General features: G+C 72.0%; 17 protein-coding genes and 1 pseudogene. 6 read left to right on the forward strand and 12 right to left on the reverse strand.

The features are described 5' to 3' along the window. The coding region (locus V7E46_RS27735) for an ROK family protein (RefSeq protein ID WP_333770977.1) at positions 1–827 on the forward strand (827 nt) is incomplete at its 5' end. Further along, positions 824–1,522 carry an N-acetylmannosamine-6-phosphate 2-epimerase gene (locus tag V7E46_RS27740; RefSeq protein ID WP_333770978.1) on the forward strand — a complete coding sequence of 233 codons (699 nt, stop codon included), beginning with the start codon at positions 824–826 and terminating at the stop codon, positions 1,520–1,522. The genes V7E46_RS27735 and V7E46_RS27740, both read left to right, overlap by 4 nt. Positions 1,523–1,557: 35 nt before the next feature. Here V7E46_RS27740 and V7E46_RS27745 read toward each other — a convergent pair whose 3' ends face one another. The 9 genes from V7E46_RS27745 to V7E46_RS27785 form a co-directional block, all read right to left on the reverse strand. Continuing rightward, positions 1,558–2,886, reverse strand: a complete 1,329-nt coding sequence (locus V7E46_RS27745) for an ammonium transporter (RefSeq protein ID WP_443054368.1) — start codon at positions 2,884–2,886, stop codon at positions 1,558–1,560. 61 nt (positions 2,887–2,947) lie between these two features. Then, entirely contained in the window at positions 2,948–3,907 is a 960-nt protein-coding gene (locus V7E46_RS27750; protein ID WP_333770980.1) for an urease accessory protein UreD, read from the reverse strand. Between the two features lies 1 nt (position 3,908). Beyond that, the gene (ureG, locus tag V7E46_RS27755) at positions 3,909–4,529 is read right to left on the reverse strand and encodes an urease accessory protein UreG (RefSeq protein ID WP_329172530.1); all 621 of its coding nucleotides are present in this window, start codon (positions 4,527–4,529) and stop codon (positions 3,909–3,911) included. Between the two features lie 43 nt (positions 4,530–4,572). Beyond that, positions 4,573–5,289, reverse strand: coding sequence for an urease accessory protein UreF (locus tag V7E46_RS27760; protein ID WP_333770981.1), 717 nt, complete (start codon positions 5,287–5,289; stop codon positions 4,573–4,575). Positions 5,290–5,293: 4 nt separating this feature from the next. After that, entirely contained in the window at positions 5,294–7,018 is a 1,725-nt protein-coding gene (gene ureC / locus V7E46_RS27765) for an urease subunit alpha (protein WP_333770982.1), read from the reverse strand. Beyond that, on the reverse strand, positions 7,018–7,482 hold the full coding sequence (locus V7E46_RS27770) for an urease subunit beta (protein ID WP_333770983.1): 465 nt from the start codon (positions 7,480–7,482) through the stop codon (positions 7,018–7,020). The genes ureC and V7E46_RS27770 overlap by 1 nt, the downstream gene beginning before the upstream one ends. Then, positions 7,479–8,303: a sirohydrochlorin chelatase gene (locus V7E46_RS27775; RefSeq protein ID WP_333770984.1), complete on the reverse strand. Its 825-nt coding sequence runs from the start codon at positions 8,301–8,303 to the stop codon at positions 7,479–7,481. Before V7E46_RS27775 ends, V7E46_RS27770 begins: the two co-directional genes overlap by 4 nt. 5 nt (positions 8,304–8,308) lie before the next feature. Next, complete coding sequence (locus tag V7E46_RS27780) at positions 8,309–8,614, reverse strand: urease subunit gamma (RefSeq protein ID WP_333770985.1); 306 nt, start codon at positions 8,612–8,614, stop codon at positions 8,309–8,311. 52 nt (positions 8,615–8,666) lie between these two features. Then, positions 8,667–9,629, reverse strand: a complete 963-nt coding sequence (locus V7E46_RS27785; RefSeq protein WP_333770986.1) for an urea transporter — start codon at positions 9,627–9,629, stop codon at positions 8,667–8,669. Positions 9,630–9,823: 194 nt separating this feature from the next. Here V7E46_RS27785 and V7E46_RS27790 point away from each other — a divergent pair, with 194 nt between their 5' ends. Both V7E46_RS27790 and V7E46_RS27795 read left to right on the forward strand, forming a co-directional pair. Then, complete coding sequence (locus tag V7E46_RS27790) at positions 9,824–10,294, forward strand: fluoride efflux transporter FluC (RefSeq protein WP_333770987.1); 471 nt, start codon at positions 9,824–9,826, stop codon at positions 10,292–10,294. Next, positions 10,291–10,662 (forward strand): fluoride efflux transporter FluC, encoded by a 372-nt coding sequence (locus V7E46_RS27795; RefSeq protein WP_329172514.1) that lies wholly within the window; start codon positions 10,291–10,293, stop codon positions 10,660–10,662. Before V7E46_RS27790 ends, V7E46_RS27795 begins: the two co-directional genes overlap by 4 nt. Before the next feature lie 166 nt (positions 10,663–10,828). Here V7E46_RS27795 and V7E46_RS27800 read toward each other — a convergent pair whose 3' ends face one another. Then, positions 10,829–11,773 (reverse strand): aldo/keto reductase, encoded by a 945-nt coding sequence (locus V7E46_RS27800; protein WP_333770988.1) that lies wholly within the window; start codon positions 11,771–11,773, stop codon positions 10,829–10,831. A 232-nt stretch (positions 11,774–12,005) separates the two neighbouring features. Between V7E46_RS27800 and V7E46_RS27805 the strand changes: the two genes are divergently transcribed. Further along, a complete protein-coding gene (locus tag V7E46_RS27805) occupies positions 12,006–13,010 on the forward strand; it encodes a YdcF family protein (RefSeq protein WP_333770989.1) in 1,005 nt (334 codons plus the stop codon). A 64-nt stretch (positions 13,011–13,074) separates the two neighbouring features. Here V7E46_RS27805 and V7E46_RS27810 read toward each other — a convergent pair whose 3' ends face one another. Beyond that, positions 13,075–13,461 (reverse strand): hypothetical protein, encoded by a 387-nt coding sequence (locus V7E46_RS27810; protein WP_333770990.1) that lies wholly within the window; start codon positions 13,459–13,461, stop codon positions 13,075–13,077. Positions 13,462–13,558: 97 nt separating this feature from the next. Between V7E46_RS27810 and V7E46_RS27815 the strand changes: the two are divergent. Continuing rightward, positions 13,559–13,753, forward strand: a pseudogene (locus V7E46_RS27815) (acyl carrier protein); the annotation flags it as partial. Positions 13,754–13,850: 97 nt separating this feature from the next. On the opposite strand, the gene V7E46_RS27820 reads toward V7E46_RS27815, so the two are convergent. Beyond that, a complete protein-coding gene (locus V7E46_RS27820) occupies positions 13,851–14,201 on the reverse strand; it encodes a hypothetical protein (RefSeq protein ID WP_333770991.1) in 351 nt (116 codons plus the stop codon). Positions 14,202–14,324: the final 123 nt, after the last annotated feature.

Genomic DNA, 14,324 nt, shown 5'->3' on the forward strand with positions numbered 1-14,324 from the left:
CCGCGGTCGGCGTCGTCCTGCTCACCGCCGACCGCGGCCCCGCCGCCGTCCTCGACACCGCGGCCCGGGCGGTGACCCAGCTCGGCCGGCCCGTGGACGCCGTCGGCGTCGGCAGCGCAGGCGTCATCGACCCGCGCACCGGCACGGTGCGCTCCGCCACCTCCGCGCTGCCCGGCTGGGGCGGCACCGACCTGCGCGGGCTGCTCTCGGCACGGCTCGGACTGCCGGTCGGCGTCGACAACGACGTCAACGCCCACGCGCTCGGCGAGCACTGGCGGGGCGCCGCCGCCGGGCACGCCTGCGTCCTGCTGCTCACCGTCGGCACCGGCGTCGGCGGCTGCGTCCTGATCGACGGCCGCGTCCACCACGGCGCCGGCGGCGCCGCGGGCGAGGCCGGCCACCTGCCGGTGCCCGCGGCGGCCGGGCTGCCCTGCCCGTGCGGCGGCCACGGCCACACCGAGGCCGCCGCCTCGGGACCCGCGATGACGGCGGCCTACCGCCGGCTCGCGGACGCGCCGGACGCGGCCCTTCCCAGAGTCGACTCCCTGGCAGGGAAGGGCGATCCGGTCGCGCTCGCCGTCCTGCGCACGGGCGCGACCGCGCTGGGCGAGGCCATCGGCGGCCTGGTCAACGTGCTGGCGCCCGATCTCGTCCTGCTCGGCGGCGGGGTCAGCCGCTGCGGCCCCGCCTGGTGGGACCCGCTCCGCGCCACCGTCGCCTCCCACCTGCTCCCCGCCGTCGCCGGCACCCCCCTGCGGGCGGGCTCGCTCGGCGACGACGCCGCGCTGTACGGTGCCGCGCTGCTGGGACGGGAGGTGCTGGTGTGAGCGGCCTCGACGACCGTACGGCTACCGGCGCCGGCGTCCTGGAAGGGCTGCGCGGCCGGCTGGTCGTCTCCTGCCAGGCCTACCCCGGGGAGCCGCTGCGCGATCCGCTGATCATGCGGCAGACGGCGCTCGCCGTGATCGAGGGCGGCGCGGCCGGCATCCGCGCCCAGGGGCTGGACGACCTGCGCGCGATCCGCGCGGTCACCGACGCACCCCTCATCGGCCTGTGGAAGGACGGCACATCGGGCGTCCACATCACTCCGACCGAGCGGCACGCCCTCGCCGTGGCCGCGACCGGCGCCGACATCGTCGCCGTCGACGCCACCTTCCGGCCGCGCCCCGGCGGCGAGACCCTGGAGCGGACCGTCGGCGCCGTCCACCGGGCCGGCCGCCTGCTCATGGCCGATGTCTCCAGCTACGAGGAGGGCGTCGCCGCCGCCGCCCTCGGCGCGGACCTGGTCGGCACCACCCTGTCCGGCTACACGGGCCGGGCGCCGCACCCCGAAGGCCCCGACCTCGACCTGGTCGCGCGCCTGAGCGCCGACCTGGCCGTGCCCGTCGTCGCCGAGGGCCGCGTCCACACCCCCGAGCAGGCCCGGTCGGCTCTGGCCGCAGGCGCGTTCACCGTCGTGGTCGGCACGGCCATCACCCATCCGACGACGCTCACCCGCTGGTTCACCGAGGGCCTGGGATAGCGGGGCCTCCCCGCGAAGCGGCCCCGCGGGGACGCTCAGCCGGCGTCCTTGCGGGTCCGCAGCAAGGTGGCGATCTGCCGGACGAGTTCGTCGTCACTGCCGACCCGCTTGCCCGAGACGAGCGCGCCGAGGCGTTCGGCGGTCTGGAAGTCGTAGGCGCGCTCCTGCTCGGCCCCGGGCACGCTGCCGTACTCCTCGGCGGCGCGGAAGCCCACGGTCAGGTCGACCGCCTTCGCGATGAGCCAGGTGAGGATGAAGGAGAAGCCGAGGACGGAGACGACCGCGACGAGCTGATGGCCCAGCAGTCCCCAGCCGCCGTCGTAGAAGAGGCCCTTCTTGCCGCTGATCCGGGCGGTGGCGAAGAGTCCGACCATGATCAGGCCGATCATCCCGCCGACCCCGTGCACGCCGACCACGTCGAGCGTGTCGTCGATGCCGAAGCGGAATTTCAGGGTGATGGCGAAGGCGCACACCGCGCCGGTGACCAGGCCGGTGACGACCGCGCCGAGGGGGTTGATCTCGCCGCAGGCGGGGGTGATCGCGACCATGCCGGCGACCGCGGCGGACACCACGCCCATGGTGGTGACGGTCCCCGTCCGCCACTTCTCGACCAGCGGCCAGGTCACCATGGCCGCCGCGGCGCCCAGTTGGGTGTTGATGAAGGCGGCGGCCGCGGTCCCCTGGTCGGTCAGGGCCGAGCCGGAGTTGAAGCCGAACCACCCGAACCAGAGCAGGGCGACACCGATCACGACCAGCGGGATGTTGTTGGGACGCTCCTCGCGGCGGGCGAAGTCCCGCGGCGCGCGCAGCACCAGCGCCACCGCGAGGCCGGCGACCCCGGAGTTCAGCTCCACCGGCAGACCGCCCGCGAAGTCGAGCGCGCCGAGGTGCCGCACGATCCAGCCGTCCTGGTCGAACACCCAGTGGGCGACTGGCACGTAGACGATCAGCAGCCACAGGACGACGAAGACGAGCCAGCCCTTCATGGCGGCCCGGTCAGCGATGGATCCGCTGATCAGGGCGACGGTGACGATCGCGAAGCCCATCTGGAAGGTGCTGAAGATGTAGGTGGGGATGTGCCCGGACAGCGTGGCCAGTCCGATGCCGTGCAGGAAGGCGTGGTCGAGGTTCCCGATGAGCCCGGCGCCGCCGACGTCCGGCCCGAAGGCCAGGGAGTATCCGGCGATCCACCACACGAGCGTGCCGAAGGCGAGCGCGGCGAAGCTCATCTTGATCATCATCAGGATGTGCTGGGTACGCACCATGCCGCCGTAGAAGAACGCCAGCCCGGGCGTCATCAGCAGCACCATGGCGGTGGAGGCCAGCAGCCAGGCGGTGTCGCCTGAACTGTAGGCGGGCGGCATCGGCGGGGGCGCGGCAATCACGGTGGCTACCTCATGGGGTGGGGGATCGGGCGGGCGGGATTCACGGTTTGCGCAGGTCGGGCGCCGGGCGGCCGGTCAGGAGCACGCGTACGCGGTGCCACGCGGCGGTGCGGGCGGCGGTGACCCGTACCGGATCGCTGTCCAGCAGCCGGACCCAGGCGCCGCAGTCCCGTGGCAGCACGCTGACCCCGTACAGCACGCCGAATCCCGCCAGCGCCTCGTGCAGGGCGTCGGCGATCTCCGCGGCCGTTACGCGGTCGGTGATCACGAACAGCGAGGAGACGTGGTCGGCGCCGGCGAAAACCGCGGGACCCCCGCCCGCGGGACCGGGCGCGGCGGACGTCAGGCGGAGCGTGTCGACGGCGAGCAGGGTGCCGTCGGGCCGGGACACGTGCAGGTCGGTGGCCAGCGCCCGGTACGCGTGGCGCTCGCCCCTGGCCAGCCGTCCCGCGGTGAGGGTCTCCCCGAGCACGACGGTCGCGCCGGGGGCCACGATGACCTCGGTGCGCTGGTAGAAGCGGGAGTCCTTGAACGGGATCAGCGGATCGGGCAGGTATTCCACGTAGCTGCCGGCCTGCGCGGTCAGCCGGACGAGCTGGGTCGCGCAGTCGTATTCGGTCCGCAGCACCTTGGTGGCGGCCTGGCTGGTCAGGTGCACCTGGGTGCCGGGGCCGCAGCGGAAGTCCATCCGGTAGCGGTCGGCCTGGACGATCCCGCCGCCGGTGGCCATCAGGTAGACGTAGCTCATGCCGGGCAGTTCGGCGTCGATCCACAGCGGCCGCATGATCTGCAGCGGCGACTTCTGGTAGCGCTCGACGAGTTCGGTGCGCCCGCCGCGTAGCGCGAAGGCCAGGTCGAGGATGCCGACCTTGGCGGGCGAGCCGGCGGGCAGCGTGTCGGGCAGCGACGCGGTGGCGGCCAGATGCGGGGGGACGCGGACCGCCGTGTAGTACGCCGGGGTGAGCCGGTCGGGCCGTGCCGGAAGGGCGGCGGTCCGCATCTCAGACCAGCACCGTTCGGCGGGACTCGATGTAGCTGGCGATGTCGTCGATGCCCACTCCGGTCAGGCAGTCGGTCAGGACGACGGGGCGGTCGTCGCGGACCCGGTGGGCGTCGGACTCCATGACGGTGATGTCGGTGCGCACGTACTGCGCGATGTCGATCTTGTTGATGACCAGCAGGTCGGAGTCCGTGATGCCCGGTCCCCGCTTGCGGGGCATCTTCTCGCCCTCGGCGGTGTCCAGCACGAAGATGAAGACATCGGCCAGCACCGGGCTGAAGGTGAGGGTGAGGTTGTCGCCGCCGGACTCGTAGAGCAGCATGTCGGTGTCGGGGAACCGCTCCAGCATCTCGGCGCCCGCCGCGAGGTTCATCGTCGGGTCGTCGCGCACGGCGGTGTGCGGGCAGGCCCCGGTCTCGACTCCGACGATCCGCTCGGGTTCCAGGATCCCGTCGAGAGTGCGGCGGATGTGCTGCGCGTCCTCCTGCGTGTAGATGTCGTTGGTGATCACCGAGGGGTGGTGGCCGCGGGCGATCAGCACCGGCACCAGCGCCTCGATGAGCGCGGTCTTCCCGGACCCCACAGGGCCGCCGATACCGATCCGCAGGACGTTGTCGTTCATGGTGCTCCCTGGCGTGGCTTGCTCGTGGGTGTGGGTGGATCGGTCAGCTGGCGAAGAGCCTGGCCTCGGCGCGTTCGTGACGGCCCGACATGGCGTCGGAGGCGAAGACGGTGGCTCCGACGTCGGCCAGGTCCCGGTGCATGGCCGCCTCCGCGGCGGCCTCGACGACCGGAGCGGCCCGCCGGAGCAGTACCTGCGCCTTGCGGTGGTCGGTCAGCCGCAGCCGCAGGGCCGCGCCGGCGAAGCTCACGCAGAAGGCGAAGAGGTCCGAGACGACGGCCTGCCGCAGCGGCACCCCCGCCGCCCCGTAGACGACTCCCGCCGCCACCGCCTGCGTCCCGGGCGCCTCACGGCGCTGGACCCGTTCGAAGTAGTCGCCGATCTCCGGGTGGCGGAAGACCTCACGGGCGAGGTCCAGCAGCTGCCGTCCGGTACGGGTCGCCGCCAGGCGCATCTCCCGCCCGAGCTTGGTGGCGAACAGGTACTCGTCGATCCGCACGACGGCCTCGAAGTCCCCGGCGCGGGTCGCCCGGTGGGCGAGCGCGAGCGCGGTGGCGTCGGCCGGGCCGACCCCGTGCAGCAGCAGGTCCTCCAGCAGCGGCGGCAGGCTCTCGGCGTCGACGGCTCCGGCCTGGGCGAAGCCCTCCAGCGTGTGCGACAGCGTGTAGAAGCCGCTCGGGAAGGCGGAGTCGGTCAGCTGGAGGCTGACCAGCAGCGAGCCGATCCGGGATGCCGGAGTGCCGTTCTCGTCGTCGTCCATACGCCTAGGCGAGGAAGAACAGCTGGTTGAGGGGAAGTTCGCTGGCCGGATCGATGGTCGCGACCTTGCCGTTGAGGGTGACCTTGAACGTCTCGGGGTCGATCTTGATGTCCGGCAGCGCGTTGTTGCGGATCATGTTGTGCTTGCCGATGATCCGGGTACGGCTGACCGGCAGGACCGTGCGCTCCAGGCCGAGCGCGGCCGGGACTCCGGCGGCGATGCCCGCCTGGGACATGAAGGTGACGTGGGTCGACGGCAGCGCCTTGCCGTACTGCCCGAACATCGGCCGGTAGATGACCGGCTGCGGGGTCGGCAGGGAGGCGTTGGGGTCGCCCATCTGGGCCCAGGAGATGATGCCGCCCTTGATGACCATCTTCGGCTTGGCGGCGAAGGAGTGGATGGGCCACAGGACGATGTCCGCCAGCTTGCCCTTCTCGATCGAGCCGATGTGGTCCGAGATGCCGGTGGCGATGGCGGGATTGATGGTCATCTTCGCGAGGTAGCGCAGCACCCGCTGGTTGTCGTTGCGCTCCGAATCACCATCGAGCGGGCCGAACTTGTCCTTGCAGTGGTGCGCGGTCTGGAAGGCCCGGGTGACGGACTCCCCGACCCGGCCCATTGCCTGGGAGTCGGAGGAGAACATGCTGATCACGCCGAGGTCGTGCAGCACCGTCTCCGCGGCGATCGTCTCGGCGCGGACCCGGCTGTCGGCGAAGGAGACGTCCTCGGGGATGTCGTGGCTGAGGTGGTGGCACACCATCACCATGTCCAGCAGCTCGTCCACCGAGTTCTTGGTGTACGGCAGCGTCGGGTTGGTCGAGGACGGCAGGATGTTCGGCTCGCCGGCGACCCGCATGATGTCCGGCGCGTGACCGCCGCCCGCGCCCTCGCTGTGGAAGGTGTGGATGGTGCGGCCGTCGATCGCGGAGCGGGTGTCCTCGAAGAAGCCGGACTCGTTCAGGCTGTCGGTGTGGATCGCGACCTGGACGTCGTGCCGGTCGGCGACCTTGAGGGCGTTGTCGATCACGGCGGGCGTGGCGCCCCAGTCCTCGTGCACCTTCAGGGCGCAGGCGCCGGCGACGACCTGCTCCTCCAGGGCCTCCGGCAGGCTGCCGTTGCCCTTGCCCATGATGCCGAGATTCACCGGCAGGCCCTCGGCCGCCTGCAGCAGGCGCGCGATGTTGTACGGGCCGGGGGTGCACGTCGTGCCGTTCGTGCCGTCGGACGGTCCGGTGCCGCCGCCGATCAGGGTGGTGATGCCGTTGGTGAGCGCCTGCTCGGCCTGCTGCGGGGCGATGAGGTGGACGTGGGTGTCGATGGCGCCGGCGGTGGCGATGAGGTGCTCGCCCGCGATGGCCTCGGTGCCGGGTCCGATGACCAGATCGGGGTGCACGTTGTTCTGCGTCTGCGGGTTCCCCGACTTGCCGATGCCGGCGATCATGCCGTTCTTGATGCCGATGTCGCACTTCACGACCCCGACCACCGGGTCGATCAGCACGACGTTGGTGATGACGGTGTCGAGCGCGCCCTGCGCGGCGGTCGCCTGCGGGTCGGAGGCCATACCGTCCCGCATCGTCTTGCCGCCGCCGTAGAGGACCTCGTCGCCGTACTGGCCCTCGCTGAAGTCCTTCTCGACCTCGACGATGAGATTGGTGTCCGCGAGGTGGAAGCGGTCGCCGACCGTCGGGCCGAACATGTCGGTGTACTGCTTGCGGGGCAGGATGGGCATCAGTGGTGACCCTTCTTCTTGTGCTGGGACTGCTTGCCGCTCTTCGTGCTCGATCCCGCCGCACCGGGGCCGGAGTCGGGCTCGGCCTGGTCCTGGGCGCCCTGGTACCCCTGCTCGATCGCCTTGCGGACCGCCTCGACCCTGACCGGGTGGGAGGCGAGGCTGCCGTTGAGCAGCCCGCTGAAACCGATCAGCCGCCCCGTCCCGGCGTATTCGCAGAGCTCGACCTCCCGCGTCCCGCCGGGCTCGACGCGCACCGACGTGCCGGCGGGGATGTTCAGGTGCATGCCGAGCGCCCTCATGCGGTCGAACAGCAGCGCGGAATTGACCTCGAAGAAGTGGTAGTGCGACCCGATCTGGATCGCCCGGTCGCCGGTGTTGCTGACGGAGAGCGTGACCGTACGGCGGCCGGCGTTGATCTCGACCGGATCCTCGCCGTACAGGTACTTCTGGCGGAACGTCATGGGGTGCTCCTGTCGACTCGGCCCGCAGCATGGGCGTGCGGGTGCGGATGGGGATGCGGGGGGCCGTGGCCGTGACGGTGACCGTGTCCCTCGCCCGGTGGGTGGGTGTGGTGGTGTCCGTGGCCGTCGGCCGCGCCGAGTCCGGCCGCGACGCCGTCGTCGCCGTGCTCACTCCACCGGCCGCGGGCGTCGGCCACCCGCTCGGCGATCACCCGGGCCAGCGCCGCAGGGGAGAGCAGCGGGCCGTGGACCCGCGTCCGCGCGTCGTCCGGGACCGCGGGCGGCGGTACGAACGAGGCCGGCAGCACCGTGACGGCCGCTGCCCCCAGCCGCCGGCAGCGCCGGACACCCTCGGCCGGATCGGGATCACCGCCGGTGAACGCGACCTCGATGAGGGCGTGGTTGCCGTACCGGCGGACCAGGCTCGCGACCCGGTACAGCTCGGCGTCGTCGAACGGGTCGCCGGCGGGCGCGGTGAGCAGCAGGGCGCTGTCCGCGGGAATCCCGCTCGCCGCGGCCCGTAGCCAGGACGTCAGATGCTGCGAGGTCCCGAACGGCGGGGCGAGAACCGTTCCCCGGCGCTCGCCCGCCGCCAGCGAACGCAGCGTACGGGCGGTGTCCGCGACGAGTTCGGGATCCCGGCCGAGCGATATGGGGACGACGCACACCTCCTCGCCCAGCAGCCGCAGCTCGATGACGCACCGGAACAGCTCCCGCCCCGCCGTCACGACGGACAGCGCCGGGTCGGCCGTGTCGCGCAGCGCCGCCCCGAAGCCGGCCTCGTGGCCGCACACGGCGATCACCCGGCAGGGCTGGGACACCGCGGTCAGCCGCCGATGGGGTCGTGGCAGGACACCAGCTTGGTGCCGTCCATGAAGGACGCCTCGACCTGGAGCAGCCCGAGCATGTCCCGCACACCCGGCATCGTGTCGTCCTCGCCGAGGACGTGCCGCCCCAGCTCCATGCAGTCGGCCACGCTCTTGCCGTCCCTGGCGGCCTCGAGAATGGCCTCGGTGATCAGCGAGACGGACTCGCTGTAGTTCAGCTTCAGGCCGCGGCTCTGGCGCTTCCTGGCCAGGTCGGCCACCACGTACACCAGCAGTTTGTCTACCTCGCGAGGGGCGAGATTCACGTCGGTACCTTCCTCGGGGTCTACGGAGGGGAGGGGCGGTTCGCGCGAACGGTCAGCCGCTCCGCCGGAAACGGGGCAGAGCAGGGACGGCCGCCATGAACGCCCAGGTCGTGAGGATGAAAGGCCAGGTGAAGGTGTGGCCGCCGAACGTCTTGAAGATGGAGGTCAGCGCGGCCGTCAGACCCGTGGTGGCCGCGGCGCCGATGAGGGCGTACACCCCGTTCCACAGCGTCGCGGTGAGGAAGACGGCGCCCATGGCGATGGCGACGAGAACGGCGTTGTAGCCGTAGATGCCGTTGGAGATCAGGGAGGCGGGGGCGCCCAGCGCCCAGGCCGCGAAGATCCCCACGACGCTGCCGGCCGCCGCGTACAGCACCACCCGCGCTCCGGCGAAGGCCAGGCCCACCAGGATGATGAGCCCGACGTACCACTCGTCCACCAGGAAGACCTGCGAGATGTTGGTGAAGAAGGCGTGCCACAGGTCGTGCCAGGACAGCGCCCGGTCTCCCGTGGTGGTGCTGGACACCGCCCGGGGGGCGCCGTGCCAGATACGGCCGAAGGACGGCGCGCCGATCACCATGATCCCGGAGACCAGGCAGAACGGTGCGGTGAGCGCGGTCAGGCCGTACGGCGCCAGCAGGGTGGTGAGCGCCGCCAGCAGCATGGTGCACATGGCCGCGCCGATGACGGCGAGCGCGTAGGTGGCCGGGTGGCCGCCCAGCGAGGTGACCAGGGCGACGCCGGTGAGGCACCCGCAGTAGCCCTGGAGGCCGAGAGCGATGTTCGACCGGTCGACCGCCACCAGATGGGCGGCGGCCGTCGACACGAGGGTCCCCAGTGTCGCGAACAGCCCGATCTCCCAGCCCGCCGCCCACAGGCCGGCCAGGATGAGCACGCCTGTCCACAGACACGGCTGAAGGTCGACCTGGCCCACACCGCGCACGGACGCCAGCAGAAATCCCGGCAGCTTTTTGCGCTGGAATTCAAGCAGGACATCTGGTTCGGAAATGAGCACGGTGAATCCCAGCGTCGCGGCGGACCGGTGAACAGCACAGCTCCAGTGGAGACCGGATAGCGCCACGGCATCGTGGCACGATATTCACCACCCGCCCGGAACCGACCCGCCCGTACCCGCCCGTTCGGACCATAAACGGTCCGCTTCGCGCGTGAGTCGGACAGGCCGGCGCGGGAAGCTGCCAAGGTGGCCGCATGCACCCGAAGATCGCCATGAGGCGCCGTGACCATCCCGATCACCACCCCGGATCGCAACTGCCGGTGGTGGGGGCGGTCGCGCTGGGCGGGGCGGCGGGCGCGAGCGCGCGCTACGGTGCCGAACTCCTGTGGCCGAATGACCCGCCGGCCTTTCCCTGGACCATTTTGCTGGTCAACACCACGGGCTGCCTGCTGATGGGAATCCTCATGGCGACCGTCAAATTCCGATTTCCCGGCGCTCCCCGGCTTATCAGCCCGCTGCTCGGCACCGGGCTGCTCGGCGGTTTCACGTCCTTCTCCCATTACGCTGACAATGTGCGGCAGCTCTTCGACCGGGGCCAGCCCGGGTACGCGGTGGGCGATCTCCTGCTGACGGTGGCGGCGGCACTGTCCGCGGTGACCCTGGGCGCCCTCGGTACGCGCGCGGTCCTCATGCCGCGGCGCCCCGCCCCCGGCGACAGGCGATGACCGACTGGCTGCTCGTACTCGCCGGTGCCGCCGTGGGGGCGCCGATCCGCTATCTGCTGGGGGTCGAGGCAAACCACCGCCTCGGCAGCGGCTTCCCTCTGGGAACCTTCGCCGCCAACGCCGCCGCGTCCCTGATCCTCGGCTACGTCGCCCAGACTGCGGCCGGCGGCGGCCTCACGTCTGGGCAGAGCCTGCTGCTCGCGACGGGGCTCTGCGGGGCGCTGTCCACCTGGTCGACGTTCTCCTACGAGCTGCTGACGCTCACCTCCAAGCGCCGGCTGGCCACCGCCGCCTCCTATCTGGTGCTCAGCGTGGGAATCGCAGTGGGCCTCTCCTTCGCCGGCGCCGCAGCGGCCAGGGCGTTCTGACGCCGGCTACCCGGCCGCCCGGCGCGTGACGGCCCACAGGAGAAGAGCGAGCACGCTGATCCCGCCGCCCAGCGTGCACACGGCTGTCCAGCCCGCCGCCGCGTAGACCGTGGTCGCGGCGACGGCTCCTGAGGCGCTGCCGATCGAGTAGGTGGAGCGGGAGGTGTCAGGCCGAGGCCTGCGTCAGGCGGTCCACTTCCTCGTCCTTCAAGGCCAGCTCCGCGACGCCCAGCAGCGCCGGGAGCTGGTCGGCCGTGCGGGCCGAGGCGATGGGGGCGGCGACCGTCGGCTGGGCGGCCAGCCAGGCGAGGGCGACCGTGGCGACGGGGGCCTCATGGGCGGCGGCGACCTCGTCCAGGGCCGCGAGGACCCGCCGGCCGCGCTCGGACTCCAGGTGCTTGGCGACCGCGCCGGCACGGGCGCTGTCGACGGTGGTGCCGGGGCGGTACTTGCCGGTGAGGAATCCCGACGCGAGGGCGAAGTACGGGACGGCGGCGAGGCCCTCGCTTGCGGCGAGGTCCTGGAGCTCGCCCTCGTAGGTGTCGCGGGAGACCAGGTTGTAGTGCGGCTGGAGGGCCACGTAGCGGGCCAGGCCCTCGCGGTCGGAGAAGTCCAGCGAGGCGCGGAGCCGCTCGGGGGTGATGTTGGAGGCGGCGATCTGCCGGACCTTGCCGGCCTTCACCAGCTCGTCCAGGGCGCCGATGATCTCCTCGACCGGCACGTCGAGGTCGTCGAAGTGCGTGTAGTAAAGGTCGATGTGGTCGGTGTCCAGGCGGCGCAGCGAGGCGTCGGCGGCGGCCTTGATGGTGGCCGCGGACAGGCCCTTGTAGTCCGGGTGCTGGCTGACCTTGGTCGCGATGACGACGTCGGAGCGGTTGCCGCGGGCCTTGACCCACTTGCCGATGATCGTCTCCGACTCGCCGCCCTTGTTGCCCTCGATCCAGGCGGAGTAGGAGTCGGCGGTGTCGACGAAGTTGCCGCCGGCGGCCGCGTAGGCGTCCAGCACGGCGAAGGAGGCTTCCTCGTCGGCGGTCCAGCCGAAGACGTTGCCGCCGAGGGCGAGCGGGAAGACCTCGAGGTCGGAGGGGCCGAGTCTGCGCAGAGAAGTCATGCTTCAGGACAGCGCCGACAGTGGATCATGTATTCCGCCCGGGGCGGATTCTCCGCGAAGCGGAGCCGGGCCGAGGGCCGGGCCGGGCCGCGTCGAGCCGAGCCGGGTTGAGCCCCGTTGCGCCGGGGCCGGGCGGTGCGCTGCCGGTCCGGCGCGGGTGGCGGTGTCCGAGGCCGCGGGCGGCGGTGAGCCGGCGGCAGGGGCTTTCCGGCGCAGACCCTAATATGTGGGCATGTTGGCCTACGCTCCGGCGTTCTTGCTCTTTCTCGTGTTCTGTGTCGGAGCGCTCCGCGAGCCGCGCCGCTTCAGCAACGCCGTTCTCCTGGGACTTTCCCTCACCTTCGCGTCGGCCGCATGGCTTCTCGAACTCATCAGGGCGCACGAGACGCTGGGCAAAGACCTCACCATCGCCCTGCTCGTGCTCGCGGGGCTGGGCGTCGTCGCCCTGTCGTGGCTGCTGATCACCAACGGTGTGACCATGGTGAGCAAGGAGGGCAGGAGCCTCGCCAATCTGCTGTCCCTGCTCGCGGGAATCGCGCTGGCGACTCTCGTCGCGCTGTTCGTCACCGCCTCGGTGCTGCGCGACCACACGCTGACGGTGGCCGCGGGGACAGCCGTCGCCGTGGCCGGCTACATCGCCTTCCTCTTCGTCTGCTTCATCGTCTACGGCTTTCTCTACGGGCGCCTTCACATCCGCCGCAGGGCCGACTACGTGGTGGTCCTCGGCTCGGGCCTCATCGGCGGGACCGACGTGTCACCGCTGCTGGCCAGCCGTCTGGAACGGGCGCGGGCGGTGCACAGGAAGCTCGCGGTGCGCGGCAGGCGGCCGGTGCTGCTGGCCTCCGGCGGCCAGGGTCCCGACGAGAAGATACCGGAGTCGCACGCGATGGCCGACTATCTCGTCGCACGCGGCTTCCCGGCCGCGCTGATCGACCGCGAGGACCGCTCGACGAACACCGAGGAGAATCTGCGGTTCAGCAAGGCCATCATGGAGAAGGCGAACTCCGGCTACCGGTGTGTGGTCGTGACGAACAACTACCACGTCTTCCGTGCCGCGATGATCTCGCGCCGGGTGGGAATAAGAGGGCACGTTGTGGGGTCCCCCACGGCCGCGTATTTCTGGCCCAGCGCGGTGATCCGTGAGTTCGTCGCGATCTTCGTCGCGTACTGGCGCACCAATCTCGCCGCCTGCCTGCTCTTCTTCCTGGGCGGACTGTCCGTCTGGTGGCTGAGCTGAGGCCGCACGGTGCTCATGTCCGTCACGCGGCGGTGCGCACCGGGACCACGGTGCGCACCGGGGGTCAGGAGGACGTCCGGCCGACCGGATGCCGTTCGGCCAGCCACCGCCCGATCTCGGTGGCGGCGAGGCTGCTTCCGGCGGCCATGTCCAGGACGGCCTGCTCATGGAGCAGCGACAGGTCGTTGTTCGGCGAGCGGGTGCCCTGCGTCCAGACGGCGAAGCCGCGCATGAGCAGTTCGGGGACCAGGACGTGACGGGTGAAGTCCTGGCGCGGATGTATGAGGCAGACCACGGTCGCCGCGCCGGGGACGGTACGCAGCACGCCGGTGACGTCGGCGCCGTCGGCGGTGCCCAGCTCGTGGGCGGAGGTGCGGGTGGCGGCCGGTTCCGCGGCGGACGCGATGCACCGTCCGGCGCCCAGGCGTTCGCCGGCGGGTGTGCCGCTCATCGGGCCTCGACTCGTAGCGCGTCCTTGTCGTAGTGGGTGACGCGCGACCGCGCCAGCCCGGCGACCGCGCTGTGCCAGACGGCGTGAGCAGGGCCTCGACTCGGTGATGACGATCGTCATCCGGCGGCGGCTGGAGAAGCGCTTCGGCACCACGCTGCCGGCGACGCTCCCGTGGCACCAGCCCACCGTCTCCGCCATCAGCGAGCACCTGGCCGGGCTGCTGGGCGGGGCGGCGCCGCTGCCCGGCGAGGCGGTGGCGGCCGAGCAGGCGGCGCCGGTGGCGGCCGTCTGAGCCGAGGCCGGGCCATCGGACCCGGCGGGGCCGCCCTGGTGGGCGGCGGTCCCGCGACGCACCCGGCCGCCGCCCGACGGGGCGGCGGCCGGGTGCGTCAGCGCGCGGCGGCGCGGCGGCGCCGGCGGCGGAGGACTTCGAGCAGCACGACGTTGGCGAGCGCCGCCGCGACCAGGACGGCGACATTCAGCGCGGCGCTGCCGGCGCTGAGCCAGACCGCGTCGTCGCCGCCGGCGCGCGTGGTCGGGGCCCACAGGCCGCCCACGCCCTTGAGCAGTGCGTAGCCGCCGTAGATGAGCACGATCGCCGCGATACCGACCGGCAGGGTCGCGGCGATCGCCACGAGGTAGGGCGGCGCGCTGCCGCGGACACCGCCGAGCACCGCCAGGCTGCCCACGGCCGTCACGTACAGGCCCTGCGCGGCTCGCAGTCCCCGTGGTGCGTTCATCCCCCGCCACCCCCCCCGCCGTTGAACTCCCGTTCGCCCTGTGGTCCCTGACTCTACCCGGGTGCGCGCCGGCCGGGGGGGGGGGGGGGGGGGGGGGGGGGGGGGGGGGGGGGGGGGGGGGGG

This window comes from Streptomyces sp. IBSBF 2435 (genome assembly GCF_036815005.1).
Classification (GTDB): Bacteria; Actinomycetota; Actinomycetes; order Streptomycetales; family Streptomycetaceae; genus Actinacidiphila.